The organism is Mariniflexile sp. TRM1-10 (assembly GCF_003425985.1).
Lineage (GTDB): Bacteria > Bacteroidota > Bacteroidia > Flavobacteriales > Flavobacteriaceae > Mariniflexile.
The window spans coordinates 140,508-156,183 of sequence record NZ_CP022985.1; the positions used below are offsets into that span (position 1 = coordinate 140,508).

15 protein-coding genes are annotated in these 15,676 nt (G+C 33.4%); all 15 read right to left on the bottom strand.

Annotated elements, in window-relative coordinates; genetic code table 11:
• Window positions 1-3: 3 nt before the first annotated feature.
• On the bottom strand, window positions 4-999 hold the full coding sequence (locus CJ739_RS00750; RefSeq protein ID WP_117172164.1) for a glycosyltransferase family 2 protein: 996 nt from the start codon (window positions 997-999) through the stop codon (window positions 4-6).
• 144 nt (window positions 1,000-1,143) lie between these two features.
• Window positions 1,144-2,682, bottom strand: a complete 1,539-nt coding sequence (locus tag CJ739_RS00755) for a glycosyltransferase family 2 protein (RefSeq protein WP_236951576.1) — start codon at window positions 2,680-2,682, stop codon at window positions 1,144-1,146.
• Window positions 2,679-3,068: a hypothetical protein gene (locus tag CJ739_RS00760; protein WP_117172165.1), complete on the bottom strand. Its 390-nt coding sequence runs from the start codon at window positions 3,066-3,068 to the stop codon at window positions 2,679-2,681. Before CJ739_RS00760 ends, CJ739_RS00755 begins: the two co-directional genes overlap by 4 nt.
• On the bottom strand, window positions 3,065-4,207 hold the full coding sequence (locus CJ739_RS00765) for a glycosyltransferase family 4 protein (protein ID WP_117172166.1): 1,143 nt from the start codon (window positions 4,205-4,207) through the stop codon (window positions 3,065-3,067). Before CJ739_RS00765 ends, CJ739_RS00760 begins: the two co-directional genes overlap by 4 nt.
• Window positions 4,208-4,570: 363 nt before the next feature.
• The gene (locus tag CJ739_RS00770) at window positions 4,571-5,659 is read right to left on the bottom strand and encodes a glycosyltransferase family 4 protein (RefSeq protein ID WP_117172167.1); all 1,089 of its coding nucleotides are present in this window, start codon (window positions 5,657-5,659) and stop codon (window positions 4,571-4,573) included.
• A complete protein-coding gene (locus CJ739_RS00775; RefSeq protein WP_117172168.1) occupies window positions 5,650-7,035 on the bottom strand; it encodes a hypothetical protein in 1,386 nt (461 codons plus the stop codon). Before CJ739_RS00775 ends, CJ739_RS00770 begins: the two co-directional genes overlap by 10 nt.
• Window positions 7,035-8,156: a UDP-N-acetylglucosamine 2-epimerase gene (gene neuC, locus CJ739_RS00780; RefSeq protein ID WP_117172169.1), complete on the bottom strand. Its 1,122-nt coding sequence runs from the start codon at window positions 8,154-8,156 to the stop codon at window positions 7,035-7,037. Before neuC ends, CJ739_RS00775 begins: the two co-directional genes overlap by 1 nt.
• A gap of 330 nt (window positions 8,157-8,486) precedes the next feature.
• Window positions 8,487-9,530, bottom strand: a complete 1,044-nt coding sequence (neuB, locus tag CJ739_RS00785) for an N-acetylneuraminate synthase (RefSeq protein WP_117172170.1) — start codon at window positions 9,528-9,530, stop codon at window positions 8,487-8,489.
• Entirely contained in the window at window positions 9,523-10,188 is a 666-nt protein-coding gene (locus CJ739_RS00790; protein ID WP_117172171.1) for an acylneuraminate cytidylyltransferase family protein, read from the bottom strand. Before CJ739_RS00790 ends, neuB begins: the two co-directional genes overlap by 8 nt.
• 22 nt (window positions 10,189-10,210) lie before the next feature.
• Window positions 10,211-10,858 (bottom strand): methyltransferase domain-containing protein, encoded by a 648-nt coding sequence (locus tag CJ739_RS00795; RefSeq protein WP_117172172.1) that lies wholly within the window; start codon window positions 10,856-10,858, stop codon window positions 10,211-10,213.
• A 25-nt stretch (window positions 10,859-10,883) separates the two neighbouring features.
• A complete protein-coding gene (locus CJ739_RS00800; RefSeq protein WP_117172173.1) occupies window positions 10,884-11,678 on the bottom strand; it encodes a hypothetical protein in 795 nt (264 codons plus the stop codon).
• Window positions 11,665-12,441, bottom strand: coding sequence for a class I SAM-dependent methyltransferase (locus CJ739_RS00805; protein ID WP_117172174.1), 777 nt, complete (start codon window positions 12,439-12,441; stop codon window positions 11,665-11,667). The genes CJ739_RS00800 and CJ739_RS00805 overlap by 14 nt, the downstream gene beginning before the upstream one ends.
• 12 nt (window positions 12,442-12,453) lie before the next feature.
• Window positions 12,454-13,350, bottom strand: a complete 897-nt coding sequence (locus CJ739_RS00810) for a glycosyltransferase family 2 protein (RefSeq protein ID WP_117172175.1) — start codon at window positions 13,348-13,350, stop codon at window positions 12,454-12,456.
• Complete coding sequence (locus CJ739_RS00815) at window positions 13,343-14,596, bottom strand: glycosyltransferase family protein (protein WP_117172176.1); 1,254 nt, start codon at window positions 14,594-14,596, stop codon at window positions 13,343-13,345. Before CJ739_RS00815 ends, CJ739_RS00810 begins: the two co-directional genes overlap by 8 nt.
• The gene (wecB, locus tag CJ739_RS00820; RefSeq protein WP_236951650.1) at window positions 14,589-15,659 is read right to left on the bottom strand and encodes a non-hydrolyzing UDP-N-acetylglucosamine 2-epimerase; all 1,071 of its coding nucleotides are present in this window, start codon (window positions 15,657-15,659) and stop codon (window positions 14,589-14,591) included. Before wecB ends, CJ739_RS00815 begins: the two co-directional genes overlap by 8 nt.
• Window positions 15,660-15,676 lie beyond the last annotated feature (17 nt).

Sequence of the window (15,676 nt, forward strand, 5' to 3'; positions counted from 1 at the left end):
GAGTTATCTGTTAACCTTTGGAGCATTAAAGATAAGCGAAAACCAGCCAACAATACGTCCTAAACTTTCGGTGAACGCCTCTTTTCTTTCTGAAGTCGTTATGACGTTAAGCAATCTTATTTTAGTCAATAAAATGGCTGTAGCATGCCATTTTAAACGCGCTTTAAAAGTAGGATTTGGATATTTAACGCGCCATACATACCAACCATTTCGAAGCACCATTTTGCCATAACTGTATTTATTGGGACGACCAGAACCATCGTGATAGTGCGCCAATTGTGCATTGGTGTTCACATAGAGTTTTCCTGTTTTTGCTAAACGCAATGAAAAATCGGCATCTTCATAAAGTCCGTACCCTTCAAAATAGCTTGAAAAATTAAATCGGTCGAAAATATCTTTCTTATAAGAAGAAACACCTCCCATAAGCTGTTCTACTTCATAAATGTTTCCTGAGGGTGGTAAAAAACTAATGGAGCGCCCATGTGAAAACGTAGGCATACATCCTGGTACAGCATCTGGTAGCAAACCAAATTTTCGTCTCATTTTGAATCGTGAAGGTTCACTTCGCATCCATCCATCATAATAAAATTTTGAAGGATCCTTTTTATGATCGGACTTCGTCCAACTTACTTCGTTAATAATATAACCGCCAACCGCTAAAGCATCTTTCTTTTCAGAATATGTTTTTATTAAAGCTTCAAAATAATTTGGTTCAAGAACAATATCATCATCCAAAAAGCAAATAATCTCCGAAGATTCAGAAACCTTTTTAACTCCAAAATTACGTTGTTTGGTCAAGCCTCTATGGCTGGCATCAACTTTAAAATATTTTAAGTCTTTAAATGCATTCTCTTTTAAAATGGTTTCCGTGTCATTATTGGTAGAACCGTCAATAATTAAAATGTCATTGGGATATAATGTTTGTTTCGCTACCGACTGCAATAAAGTTAACAGTGGTTTTGGTCGCATGTATGTACAAACTATTAAAGTAAAATTCATAAGCCTTGAGGCATGATTAAATTTTTAATATAATTCAAAAAAATATATTTATTTATCTGGGCTTATCGAATACCCAATAAAAACACTTCGACTGCGCTCAGTGTGACAAAATTCGACAGGCTCAGTGTGACAAAAAATATACTACTACTTGGTTCGTTTTCCCAAAGCTATTAAGTTTTTGGCATAAAACACTGATTTATTAAACTGTAAAAGCCTTATGGGGAGCTTTAATACTCTTAATGGGATGTCTATCCACTTTGCTTTTGTGAAATAAAACACAAAATACTTGATTTTATATTCTTTACGTTGTCTTTCATCAAAATGTTTAAACAGTTGATACATGATGGTAGGGCTTGGTTTTGGTACAATCCATTTAACCGGCTTATCCAGTTCCCAAGGTTGTTGTTTACGTTTTTTTCCTTTTATACCCGCTTGTTGTCCCCAAAAACGGTAACCACCCATAGGTGGTTTTAAATGCAAGTTTACAGAGAATGGATTATGTAAAACGGTAACACCTAATTTTGAAATTGATAGGCCAAAGTCACTATCTTCACCATAACCGCCATCGTAATTGATATCGTTGCCAATCAATTGATTTACAACACGCCTTGATACACAGGAATTCGCATTACTAAATGATTGTGCTGCACCAACTTTCCAACGTTCATCTCCCATCGCTTTTAACTTATCATCTAAATCGATTAGCGTTTGCTGCTGGTGGTCTGCCCTAATATCCAACCCATTACAGGCTTCGGCGTTATAGGTTTGCAATAATCTGATATGGTTTTCTATAAATTGCGGTTGAATGCGAATATCGTCATCACCAAAAACAATGTAATCGCCCGTACATAAATCGATGGCTTCGTTTCTTGCCCTACAACTGCCTTGAGTGGTTTGCCATTTAAAAACAACCTTAAACGAATAGGCATTGGCATGATAAAGCGACGAATCTCTCGCTGCTTCTGGAGTGGCATCCACCACAATCACTTCAAAAGGCTTGTAAGTTTGATTTTCCAAATCGTTCAAGAGGTTTAAAGTGAAATCTTGACGCATCATGGTGGGAATGATGTAACTTACTTTTGGGGTTCCTTTTATGGGTTGTAATTCCCGAGGTTTTAATAAGACTGACTTATTCTTAAAACGGTATTTATTTTTTGCAAACCAAAACCCCTTCAGGTCTTTCGGCTTCCAAAAACCGCTTCTAAATAACATATAAATACTATGTGAAAGCTTAAAATTTTTAATGTAGAAGGTATAAATATCTTTTGTTGAAATTTGGACGGCTTCAATAAGGTTTTCAAACAATCCTTTTACATACAAAGGAACAACACCTTGGTACCTCAACGTATTAAACCCAAAATCCAAAGCCGACATTTGTAGGTTTTCATAATCCAAATCAAAACCTCCAAAAGTTTCCCAAACCTGTTTTCTTATTACAAAAGCATTGGGATTGATTCGCCAACTAACCGACTTTTCTAAATTATCAAAATCCTTTCCATACCAGAAAAACACCACCGTTTGATAGACAATTTCAGGAAAGACATTTTTATAGCCTTGATCCAGACTACTGTGCCAAATATCACCTTCTCCCATAGCTAACTCATCAAGCAAGCTAAAATTGGGAGTGCCTTGATATAATAAAATATCGCCGTTGGGTGTAATGTATTCTTTTAAGTGTATCAAGATTTTAATATGGTTTTTAGCACATGACAAAAATTGAAGCGCGTCACATTGAGCATTATCGAAAATGAAAATATATTCTTATTTGAAGATAAAAGCAAAGCTTGAGAAATACGAATAAAAAATTTCTTGAAACAGACTATCCTCGAGGCAGAGCCATAGAGGTATTTCGCCTGTTTCATTTTGACCTCAGGGTCAAAAACCGAAATTTTGTATTTTACCTCACCCAGAACTGCCCGAAAAGGCAGTTCTGACCTCTCCTCCAAAGGAGAGGTGAATTGGACACCCCGAAGCAGAGCCTTCGGGGAATTATTTAGATTAAAAACAATACTTCCAATGTCTTCGACTGCGCTCAGACTGACATCTGAATATGTTTGTTTTTTTGTCATGTTCTTAATATGGTTTTATAAAATTCTACGGAACGTTTCGCCACTAAATCATGACTAAAATGTGTTTTTACTTTTTCTCTGGCCGCCATACCTAATTGCCTTTGTTTTGAGGGATCATCAAGCAATTCTAAAATGCGTTCAGCATACTGTTTGTGCTGGGTTGGATGCACTAAAAAACCTTCTTTACCATCTTCAATCATTTCGTTTGCCCAACCAATATTAGAAGCTACAATGGCTTTTTCCATAGCCATGGCTTCTAGCCACGATACGGGTAAGGCTTCTGCAAAGGTAGGAAATACACAAACCGTAGCCTCTTGAATGAGCTGTTGGATTTTTGAATAGTCAACCGCTCCCATATAGCTTACTTTCTTTATTGCCGATGCGCTAAATAAAGGTTGCATGAGTTGCCATGTCGAAGTCGACCCTGTTTTTTTATCACCACTATCTTTTCCTACCAAAATTAATGCTACTTCATTTTTTGAATCATGGACACGGTTGAATATTTTAGGCAATTCTAAAAGTCCTTTTTTTCTTATAAGTGTTCCAAAATATAAAATCGTTAATTTTTCAGACTTATTGGGGTTTGGTTTAAATACAGAGACATCAATACTATTGGGAATGACAGTAAAATGTTTATTCAACCCAAACAATTCATTCGTTAAATTTCCTGTATAAGCACTGACGCTAATAACACCATCTGCTTTTTTAAGAGCCTGTTTTTCAAGGAATTTATTTTTAAACTTAACTTTTCTGTTATCTAAATGGCAAAAATAGGTATCACTACCATGTTCTTTAATAACCAAAGGACATTTCGGATTTACAAACGCTGTAAAACCGGTCCATTCTGGCGCTTCAACAAGCTCAATGTTGCCAGAATCATACAAGGAGTTGATCAAGCGTTCTACTTTTTTTTGTGTCAAAATAAGCGACAAGCCTTTTACTTTAATGTTTTTTATTTTATAAAAGTGAATGCCTGCTTCAATAAAAGAATCGTCTTGATCCTGTCTATAAACAAGAATGCTAATATCGTGTCCTAAATCAGATAAGGCTTTCGATAGATTTAAAATACTCGTGCCAATACCTCCAGCCGTTCCGGTTTTAGGATGGGGATATTCGGGTGTTAGGAAAGCGATTTTCATATCCCTATAAGTTTCATCTGGTTTATTTTCATTGTTTTAATTTGGTCAGATGGAACACCCTGAATAATCATGCTTGTGTGAGAAGCTTTTTCTCATGAGTGTTTTATCTGTTTATTTATATTGTTTTAGTACATGACAAAAATTGAGGCATGTCACATTGAGCATTATCGAAAATGAAAATATATTTTTATTTGAAGATAAAAGCAAAGCTTGCGAAATGCCATTAAAAACGATACTTCCAATGTCTTCGACTGCGCTCAGACTGACATCTCAATGTATTTTGATTTTTGTCATGTACTAAAATTTATTTTATATTTTGGTCAGATGGAACACCCTGAATAATCATGCTCGTGTATGTGAACGCTATTCCCATAGGTGTTTCATGTGATTGTGTACCATCATATCAATTGAAAATCTGTCTTCTATTAAAGTCCGTGTATGTCCTATAATATATTTTTCTCCTTTTATAATGTCGGCTAACAAGCCTGATAATGCTTTACTATTTTTAGTTTCAAATATAAACCCATTTTCATTGTTGGTTATAACTTCCGTATTGCCCCCAACTGGCGTAGTAATTACAGGAATATTAGCCGCCAAACTTTCTAAAATAGATAAGCTAAAACATTCCATATGCGTGGGCTGAATCAAATAATCATACTGTTGGTATAAGGCTTTTAAAGTGGATTGACTGCCTTTAAAATTGAAAACAGCTTCTAGATTATAAAGTTTTACCAATTGAAACAAGCTGTCTTTATATGGGCCGTCGCCATACACATCAATCTTTAAACTTTTTTTTATCGTTTCTGTCAATAAATAAACCGCACGTATTAAATCTTGAATGCCTTTAGATGCCCGTAAATGTGAAACTACTAAAAACTTAGGGTTTATTCGACTTCTTTCCGTGGTTTTAGGAAGGATAGTATCAATCAACACCCCATTATAAATAGTTTGTGTTTTTGGTTTTAAATGGCTTCCAAAATCCTGTAAAATAGCCTGACTTGTATAGTTGGAAACTCCAATGAATAAATCAATATATCTTGAATATAAGAATCCCTTTAACTTCTTTTTTAATTGCTTTTTAAGTGAATAACCTCCCAAAGGTCTGGGATTGTGGTCAACCGCAATAATTTTTGCTTTTTGAAGTTTCTTAACATCTACAAAAAAGGGCGTACACAACTCAATAAAATGTGTAACTATATGTGAATACTGAACTTTTTGTGTTTTAATATAACTTGAAAAGCATGCTTCTAAACTGGAATCGTTCGCTGGAATTATATTAAATGTTGGATAACCTCCATGTCCGCCCTTATTTGGAAAAAACCAATCGACTGCAATCTGTTGTTCAGCACATTTATCATTAAACGCCCAGAAAAAATAGTCCATACCACCTACCCGATCTTCAAGAAGTTCGTAATTGCAAATTACAGCTATATGTTTTCTAATTATGCCCATTCTTTTAAACTTACCACTAATTGCTTATTGGTTTCTTCTAAAGATACGCCGACTTGTTGTTTAATAAAATTTTTTCGATTTAGTGAATCACTATCACTATTTAAATATCCTGAAATAGCAGCAAGTAATTGTTCTTTATCCTTGACTATTTTTGAAGATTGACTGGTCACCAAATGCTGAATATGTGCGTATCCTAAAAATCGTTGATCATCATACAACCCATTAGTGGCATGACCAAAAATAGGATTAATAACAGGTTTATCAAACAACATAAAATCTAAACTCATGGTAGAAAGCATATTGATATTCAAATCGGAATATTCCAATAATGCCCTTAATTGTTTAACGTCTTCAAGTGTTGGGATACGTTGCGACCACGATTCTTGATGATTGGCGCGTACTTGTATCCATTTAGGGAAGTTCCATTTTATAAATGGAAATCTTTCAACTAAAGAATGAAATCGAATGGGGTCTTCTGCTGGCGATGTTCTGACAATAAAATTAACCTGTTCAATTTTATTTTCTGTAATGGCACTTGCTATGGTTTCTATATAAAGTTCATCATTTTTACTAGTTGAAATATCCCCACAACTAAAACATACCGTTTTTAAATTAGCATCCAAATTAAATTCCGAAATAAACGCTTCTTTCGATACTTTATAATCATCCATCACATACGGCACAAATTGGGGTGTTCCAACGACTTTAATTTGCTCCTGTTTGATAGATGTGTAAAACTGAAGTAAATCTTGTTTCATAACAGCGCTCCAAACCAAATAATAATCGAAATTGGAAGACATCCTGCCTTTTGAAGCCAAATTATCCCAGCTAAAAATAAAGGCTGCCGTTTTTATTTTTTTTTGTTGTGCTGCATACACCAAAGGCGCAATATATGGAGGTCTTTGATGGGTGAAAAACAACAAATCAAAAGACTCTTTTTCTAAAATAGAAGCATAGCCTTTTGTAATTCTATGATTAGAAAAGGTACTATTTTGCAATTTTTGAAACTGTTGAATAGTAAATTCTGAATGAAACAACGCCGTTAATTTATATATAAAACGAGTGGCATACCCTCTGGTTGTTTTTAGCTTAGAGTCATTGGTTTTTAAATTATCTTGAATCCCTAAATTTCCTTTTTGATGTAATTTAAGGTGTGCTATTTCTTTAGACTTTCTAAAAAACCAGGTTTTGAACGTTTCTTCAAACACATCCAATTCAATCACCCGAAGATTGGTATACGGCTTATAAATATCTTTTGGCAAACATGATAAAATAACCACCTCATCAAAACGTTTTTCGGCATGTCGTAAAAAATCACTTAAAATAAAGTTTCTAAAGCCAACGCCATCGGTAATTACCAATCCTAGTTTTTTCATTAAAGTGATCTAAATTGTTTTTGATGATTCGTTTTCCAAAGTGATTCCGATTTTAAAACGTTTAAAAATGCTTCCGCACTATGGCCATTCCCAAAATCAGTGATTTTGTTTACAACCACATGTTTAGCCGCTTCTATGCCTTCTAAAATCGTATTGACATGATAGTCTGTATTAATAATAGCATTAGAAATGGCTCTGTTATGTTGGCGCGTACCAATGTTAATGGTGGGAATGCCATAATAAGGTGCCTCCCTGACACCAGCACTACTGTTGCCTATAATAAATTCTGAATGTCTTAAAAGTGTTAAAAAATATTCAAACCTAACAGAAGGGAACACTCTAAAATTCGGATGGTTTAAAATGGACTGATACGCATCTAAAATGATCTGACTTCCCATATCGTTATTCGGAAAAATAACCACATAGTTTTTATTGCTTTCAATTAAAGCCTCTACAAAAGCCTTGGCATAATGTGCCATTTGTTGATGCTCCGTGGTTACAGGATGAAACATAGCAACAGCATACGCATCAAAAGGAATGTTGTAATACGATTTTACGGTTTGTAAATCCGGCAACGTATTTGAAAACATGATATCGACATCAGGGGAACCAATACTATAAATAGATTCTGGCAACTCCCCCATTTGCTTTAATAAGGACTTTGCTTTACCATTTGCCACAAAATGAATATGACTCATTTTACTGGTGGCATGACGCAACAATTCGTCGATAGTTCCTGATAATTCGCCACCTTCCACATGGGCGACCAAAATATTATTTAAACTACCTACAATGGCGCCTGCCAAGGCTTCCACTCGGTCACCATGAATGACAATTAAATCTGGTTGTGTATTTTTTACAAACTCAGAAAAACCGGTGATGGTCTTCGCCAAGGTTAAATCCATACTGGCCTCATGGGTATCATTCCGAAACGTTGAAATGTTTTTAAAACCACAACGTTCTACTTCAATGAGGGTATATCCATAAGTTTCGAGAAGATGCATGCCCGTAACAAAAATATGAGCTTCAAAATCCTGATGATTATCAAGAATTTGGATAAGTGGTTTCATTTTACCAAAATCGGCCCGTGTACCTGTTAAAAACGCTATTTTTTTATGCATGCTTTTTTACTTGCAACAAATATAAAATTTTAATTAGTGAACAACTAGTCAATAGTCACTAGCCACTAGCCACTAGTTGGTAATCAACAACCAATTCAACGATTCAACAATTAAACGATTCAACAAATAAACAACAAACTCCCTGTCAGACTGAGCGCAGTCGAAGTCCTATTATTACCAACACTTTCTTCACACAGCTTCGACAAGCTCAGCTTGACAAACGTTGTTCCACAAAACTAACTTAATAAACCATACGTTGTCAGACTGAGCCTGTCGAAGTCCTATTACCGACACCTCCTTCATATAACTTCAACAAACTTAACAGTGGTTTTATTCAATATCCCCCCAAGTTAATTGTTCATCATTTTCAATATCCCGACTGGCTCTTTTTCCTAAAATGCTATCAAAATGTTCTGCTAAAATTTTGCCTGTACCAGGGCGTTTAACCCAAATATTCTTTTTGGTAAAAACAGCTCCTTTTTTAATGTTTGAAATACTACACACCGTTGCAAAAGCAAAATCAATAGTGACTTGTTCTTCTTTAGCCGGTTCTTTAGTACCTCCTCGCATGAGCGCGATTTCTTTACTACCCGCAATAAGTTCTTTACAACTCGTTTCGTCCATACTGCAAACAATATCCGGTCCTTGGCGTTGCATGTGGTCGGTGAAATGACGCTCCAGTATAGACCCACCCAAAGCGACTGCTCCCAAGCACGCATTGTTATTTAAAGTATGGTCACTTAACCCAAAAACCTTATCTGGAAACACATGATGCAATGCCATCATAGCTCCAAAGCGTACCAAATGGCTTGGTGTTGGATATAAATTGGTGGTATGTAAAAGCGCCACGGGTACATGATGCTTATCAAAAATTGCTACAGCCTTTTTAACACTTTCAATGGTATTCATACCCGTACTTAAAATAACTGGTTTTCCAAACTGGGCAATATGCTCTAATAATGGATAATTATTACATTCGCCTGAGCCTATTTTATAAGCCGGCACATCAAATCGCTTTAAACGTTCTGCTGCTGCGCGTGAAAAAGGCGTAGAAATAAAGATCATGCCTTTACTTTCAACATAGTTTTTTAGTTCCAATTCATCGGCTTCATTTAAAGCACAACGTTCCATAATATCGTAAATGGATACATCCGCATTTCCAGGAATCACTTGTTTGGCTACACGGCTCATTTCATCTTCAACAATATGGGTTTGATGTTTTACAACCTCAACACCCGCTCTAAAAGCGGCATCAACCATTTGTTTTGCGACTTGCAAGGAACCTTCATGATTGATGCCTATTTCGGCAATAACCAATGGTGGAAAATCTTGACCAATTTTGCGACCTGCTATGTCTATAAATGGGTTATTCATTATTGTATTTGTTTATCATAAATTCTGCTAAGTCAAAATCTTCCTGTGTATCAATATCTATTGAAACAAAAGGGTGGTCTACAATTAACGGAAATGCATTTTCTGTTATAATTTGGTTATTCAAAATATGCGTTGCTTTTGTAATGTATAACAAGCCATTTTCAAAATACAAAGGCTCTAAATCTTGACTACGCTGCCCAATAGAATAATTAAATGGTTTAAAAATACCCTTTTCAATAGTCCCAAATTTTTGATGGTTTCGGGACACCGTAAATAAACTATCGTATGTGTTGCTTTTATACCGTTGAAATGCTTCTGTTAACAAAAGTTTAGGTCGTAACGGATTTGTGGACTGCAATAAAATAACATTTTCAATAGCATCATCTATAGACTCTAAAACATGTTTTAAAGCGGTTACTGTAGGCTCCAAATCTCCAGACAGTTCTCGTGGTCTATCAATAACAAATGCACCATGTTCTAAGGCTATGTTTTTTATGTCTTTGCTATCTGTCGATACATAAATAGTATCAATAAAATCATGTTCCTTAGCATAATTTATACTGTGAACCAATAAGGGTATGCTTGCCAATAACTTGATATTTTTATTAGGCAATCGTTTTGAATGTCCCCTGGCTGGTATGATGGCTATGGTTTTCAAATTCCTATTATTTTAATATGTGTCATGATATTTTTCTAGCAACTATTCCATAACTCATGCCTTTGGCTAAAGGGTTTCTGTATTCTATAAAAGATTCTACTTTATACTTTAACCAATCTTTAATTGATGTTGTTTTTCTATCTTTATACTGCATATCAACTATAGCATATTCCAATACCTCAAATCCACTTCTTTTTAAAAACTCGTAAACAACATGTTTCCAAGGAGTAAATACGTGATTTTCTACAATATGTTTTTCTTGAAACGCATAAAGAGAACCTCTTAAAAACAAACTTAATATATTTTTACTAGATTGTGGATTCGGAGTAGTTAATATTAATACCCCTTCTTTTTCCATATGTGTTGCAATATTTTGTATACCAAAAAGTGGATTATCTAGATGTTCTAACACTTCTAAAAAAATAACAATCCCAGCGTTTTCAACATTATTTGGAGCTTTATCATTTAAATTCCAAATTACAGATTCGTCTATCTTTTTAACATAATCAAAAGGTTGCCATTTAGCACCAATACTTTCAATTTCTTTTTTCATGTGCCCAAATCCTGCACCAATATCACTGACTATTTTATTTGGTGCAAAATAGAAATACTTGTTTAACATAATACTTGCAAAACATGACCTGTTCTTATATATTTCTATTTTTTCCATACTATATACTTCCTTTAGTCAAATATTATTTCAGCTTATTTATAACCTTTTTATAACTTTTTTTAAGTTTCATCTTAATGTAGAAAAATTGATCTTTAAATATTACTGTATTAGAATCTAATTTACTTGAATTAAGTTCAATGTTCATTTTATTTAAAACCTTATTAATTCGGGTTGTATGCTTTTCGCTTATCTTATAGCTCCTAGCATGCCAAGTATGACAAGCAAACAATTGATTTTCAAACAATAAAGTATTAGAAATATTATCGTCAATCATTTCTGAATCTAAATATAAAAAGGTTTTCCCTTTTCGTTTTAACCAAAGAAAAAAACAATAATACGGTTCATAAAGACTATGAACATCAAACAATCCATTTAATTTACTTTCATCAATTTTAAATTCAAAAGGTAAAATAAATTGGTTGCTTTTTACTTCTTCTTTGTTCCATTCCTTAGAAATTTCCTTGAAATTAAGTATTGAAAAAAAAGTATTTACTGCTATTGGATTATAATTTCGATGACTAATAACGCCTCCATCTCTAACTCCACAAACAGAAATATTATTATCATCCATATTTTTTATAATAGAAAAAACAACATCACTGTCTTCAAAAATAACATCTTCATCTGCTAATATCAACCAATGAATGCCCTTATTTGAAAGTTTATTAAACATGTAATAGATACTGTGAATGCCATGCATTCCATTTGTTCCATCTATCACATATTTTTTTATGCCTTTAGGAAAAAGCTTCGAAGTAATTCCATACAGCTCGAAATTTGCAACCGTAGTTAATATTGCTATATTAGCCTTTTCCATTAGGTATAGAATTATTTACTAAATAATTTGAGCACTCATCATTATCGCCTTTATATATAAAAATCATATTATGATAAAAATGCATGGAGATAATATGCTTGTCGTAATATGTTTTTTGATAATTTTCTATAATAAACTCTTCATTATTTAGCCCATCTATTAAAGATTTAAAAAAGCCATATATGGTTTGTTTGTTATCAAAATTACTTGAATCACCTCCATAGTCATTCCAATACGACGTTTGTGTGTCTTCAACAACATAAATCCCGCTTTTTTTAAGTTTAGGAAAAAGATATTTAAAACTTTCAATGACATGTTCATTTATATGGCTTCCATCGTCAATGATAAGGTCTATATCTCCTATTTCTTTGGTAATAGTTTCTAAAAACTCAAAATCCACCTGGCTTCCTTTAAAAATTTTTATTCTACTTTCTTGAAGAAAAGATTTATCATGAATATCTAAAGCATATATTTTAGAAAACGGGAAATACGATTTCCACATTCTTAAAGAATTTCCCCCAACAAATGGATCTTCATAACCACCAACGCCTATTTCTAAAATATTGTTTTTATTGAATTTATATTTTTTAAAATGATTTTGATAATGCGGTGTGTAAAAGTGATATCCAAACTTATCCGTTTTATGAATTTTAGCTATTTTAGATAAATTAAAAAGATAAAAGAAAGCTTTAAAAAACCTTAGTCTGTATTTGATTTTCAGTCTTTTTTGATATGAGATTTTTTCCTTAATTATATTTAACATATTATCTAATTATTAATTTGTCCAATACAAAAAAGTATCTGGAAGTCTTTTGTATTTTTGATATTCTGAATTATTTAATGCATTTCTATTAAAAATCAGTCTTTTTAAATTAAACAGCACATCAAAAATTGCTCCCAATATAGCTAACAACGCCCTAAAATCGCCTTTAAAAACTTTTAATTTTAGTTGCATCCATAAAGTATAAGCTAGCCTTTTAGGTATGTATTTTAATGGATAAAACAATAGGTATAAATACCACCCAGACCGTAATGAACGTCTCAATCTGGTCGTGTAATCTTGATGTTTTTTTCTTGCTTTTACATCCACACGATGGTGTGCCAATACATCTGGAACAAACCAAATTTCCCAGTCTTTTTTAAAGAGATGAAAACCTGCAAATTCCTCTTCCCCATAAAACACAAACCAATCTGGATAATTTGGCAGGCTTCTCCACACGTCCATACGCCAAACGTGGCCGCAACCCACAAAGCCTTTTACACGTGCATTTACAAGTGTATGATTTAAATTGTCCGGCAATGTTTTCCCCCAAAAAACCCTGAAAGCAATCACAGCGCACTTTTTATTTGACTCAAAAAAAGTTTCTATTATCTCCAAAGGATTTTGAGAAACAATATGCGCATCGTCATCCAATGTTATGGCATATTTTGCTTTGGTTAGATTAAGCAACCTGTTTCGGCTAAAAATAAGTCCCTTGCTTTTTGCGTTTTTTATTAACTGTATGGACTTATAGTTTGTTTCTATAAAAGTTGATGTTCCATCGCTAGAACCATCATCACAAATAATAAATTCCACATCATCATTGTCTATAAAACAAGCTAGTTGATTTAATGTTTCCTTTAAATCGGACAACCTATCTTTTGTGGTGATTAATATGGAAAATTTAGTCATTGCCAAAAACCTTTTCTAGTTGTTCTTTTAAATACGCTTTTCCTAAATAGTTTTCTAAATCAGATCTATTTAAACACATCGTTTTGGATGAAAGTAGCCATTCATTATAAAGTTTTTCTATTATTATCGAAATCACTTCAACATTATCAGCTTCTGTCCAATACTCATAGTGTTCACCAAGTAAACGTTTTGTTTCGCTATGCTTTGGACCTAAATGTAATATAGGTTTATTTGCTGCTATACAATGGGGAAATTTTCCAGGTAAAAATGGACTAATCTCTGAATTTGCTTCTAAAATAATATTTACAGACACCTGCTTTTGCAACCAATATACTTCGTTGAAAGGAACATTTGTAAGTTGTACATATAGCTGTGATAAACCAACCGTATATTTATTAATAAGCTCTTTATGATAATCGGCATTACCCAATAACAATAATTGAGAGTTTCCTTTAGCTTCTGGAGTATTTTCAAGAAACAGTTTATACCCCTTTATTAAACCTTCTGGGTTGCGTTGTTTCATTAAATTCCCTGCATGTAATAAATTAAATTTATTACTATCAAAATAGTTTGGTTTTTCAAAATTCATTGGTTCTTCTTCAAAACTTTGATGTGGAATTACTATGCCTGTATTATTAAAATTAGGAAAATAACTACCCATCCAATCATTTAACAACTTGCTTGGAAAAGCAGCATGTTTGGCATGTTTTGAAAGACTTTCAAAAAAAAGTTGCTTTTGTTTATGTCCTGGCTCATTCCAATCATAAGGTTTTGGATAACAACTGAATGGATAAGGGTCATGTATATATGCCATCCATTTTTTATGTAAGATCGGTAGTTTGTTTACTGCATAATGTGGTCTAAAACTAGCACCTTTGCTTAATGTTAATACTAAATCAAATTTTGAAACATCCAGTTTTTTTAACACTGCCTTAATACTATTTATATCATTAAAAAAGGTAAAAGAAAAACCGAAAATGGGTTCTAAATACCTTGCTAAATTTATTTTAAAATAGCGTTGAATAATACGTTGTGTTCTACTTAAAAAATATAATATGTTATACTTTTTTTCTTTTATTAAAATACACGCAACTCCATTTAAATGAATATCTTTTTGCGTAAAATGCATAACCGTAACACTATAACCAATTGCAGCTAAGTTTTTAATTAAAGCTATATTGGCTTTAGACCCACTACTATCATTGACATCAATGGAATCTACAACTATTACAATTTGTTTAGTCATTTACCCAAATATTATTTTGAATGAAATCAACTATTTTAATAGCTGCTAGCCCATTACCATAAGGATTGGTCATTTTATTGTTCGCTTTATCTGTAGCTAATAGTCTATTTGCTTCATGGATAATTTTATTGGTATTGGTCCCCACTAAAATAGAACATCCCGATGCTATACCTTCTTCTCGTTCGGTTGTTTCTCGGGTTACTAAAACAGGTATACTTAAAGATGGAGCCTCTTCTTGAATACCTCCGGAATCAGAAATTACTAAAACAGCTTTACGCATTAACCATACAAACGAAGGATAATCTAAAGGTGCTATTAAATGAATGTTTTTAATGTTAGATAGTTTTTCATAAACCACGTTTTGAACATTCGGGTTTAAATGCACTGGATACACGATTTCAACATCATGCTTTTTTGAAATCTCTAAAATGGCTTCACAAACATTCTCAAACCCAGATCCAAAACTTTCTCTTCGGTGACCCGTTATCAAAATAATTTTTCTATTGAAATTAATGATTCCGCATAAATTTTCAATAAAGGTATTTGTATAACCCTTTTCAATTTTATTTATAGTAATGTGTAGTGCGTCAATAACGGTATTTCCTGTAACAATAATGCTTCCTTTATTTACATTTTCTTTTAAAAGATTACTTTTTGCTTTTTGAGTAGGTGCGAAATGAAAATCTGAAATTCGACCCGTTAATTGTCTATTCAGTTCCTCTGGAAATGGTGATTTTTTATTATAAGTTCTTAAACCTGCTTCTATATGGGCTACTTTGCAATTTCTGTGAAATGCTGCCAAAGCCACTAATGTTGATGTGGTTGTATCACCATGTACCAATACCAAATCAAAGGGTTCTTTCTCTAATATCGTATCCATTTCGGACAATATCCTAGAGCTTAACATATTCAAACTTTGATTGGGTTGCATCACGTTCAAATCATAATCTGGCACTAATTGAAAAAACTCTAACACTTGGTCAAGCATTTGCCTATGTTGTGCTGTTACACAGAGTTTAAAAGCTATGTATCTTTTAGTTAACTCTAAGCATATTGGCGCCATTTTTATGGCTTCAGGGC

What these genes read in the sequence shown, in the direction of transcription:
- CJ739_RS00750 (WP_117172164.1), bottom strand. Translation starts at nt 999, where the DNA reads ATGAATTTTACTTTAATAGTTTGTACATACATGCGACCAAAACCACTG.
- CJ739_RS00775 (WP_117172168.1), bottom strand. Translation starts at nt 7,035, where the DNA reads ATGAAAAAACTAGGATTGGTAATTACCGATGGCGTTGGCTTTAGAAAC.
- CJ739_RS00795 (WP_117172172.1), bottom strand. Translation starts at nt 10,858, where the DNA reads ATGGAAAAAATAGAAATATATAAGAACAGGTCATGTTTTGCAAGTATT.
- CJ739_RS00760 (WP_117172165.1), bottom strand. Translation starts at nt 3,068, where the DNA reads ATGACAAAAAAACAAACATATTCAGATGTCAGTCTGAGCGCAGTCGAA.
- CJ739_RS00805 (WP_117172174.1), bottom strand. Translation starts at nt 12,441, where the DNA reads ATGTTAAATATAATTAAGGAAAAAATCTCATATCAAAAAAGACTGAAA.
- wecB (WP_236951650.1), bottom strand. Translation starts at nt 15,659, where the DNA reads ATGGCGCCAATATGCTTAGAGTTAACTAAAAGATACATAGCTTTTAAA.
- CJ739_RS00800 (WP_117172173.1), bottom strand. Translation starts at nt 11,678, where the DNA reads ATGGAAAAGGCTAATATAGCAATATTAACTACGGTTGCAAATTTCGAG.
- neuC (WP_117172169.1), bottom strand. Translation starts at nt 8,156, where the DNA reads ATGCATAAAAAAATAGCGTTTTTAACAGGTACACGGGCCGATTTTGGT.
- CJ739_RS00765 (WP_117172166.1), bottom strand. Translation starts at nt 4,207, where the DNA reads ATGAAAATCGCTTTCCTAACACCCGAATATCCCCATCCTAAAACCGGA.
- CJ739_RS00770 (WP_117172167.1), bottom strand. Translation starts at nt 5,659, where the DNA reads ATGGGCATAATTAGAAAACATATAGCTGTAATTTGCAATTACGAACTT.
- CJ739_RS00815 (WP_117172176.1), bottom strand. Translation starts at nt 14,596, where the DNA reads ATGACTAAACAAATTGTAATAGTTGTAGATTCCATTGATGTCAATGAT.
- neuB (WP_117172170.1), bottom strand. Translation starts at nt 9,530, where the DNA reads ATGAATAACCCATTTATAGACATAGCAGGTCGCAAAATTGGTCAAGAT.
- CJ739_RS00810 (WP_117172175.1), bottom strand. Translation starts at nt 13,350, where the DNA reads ATGACTAAATTTTCCATATTAATCACCACAAAAGATAGGTTGTCCGAT.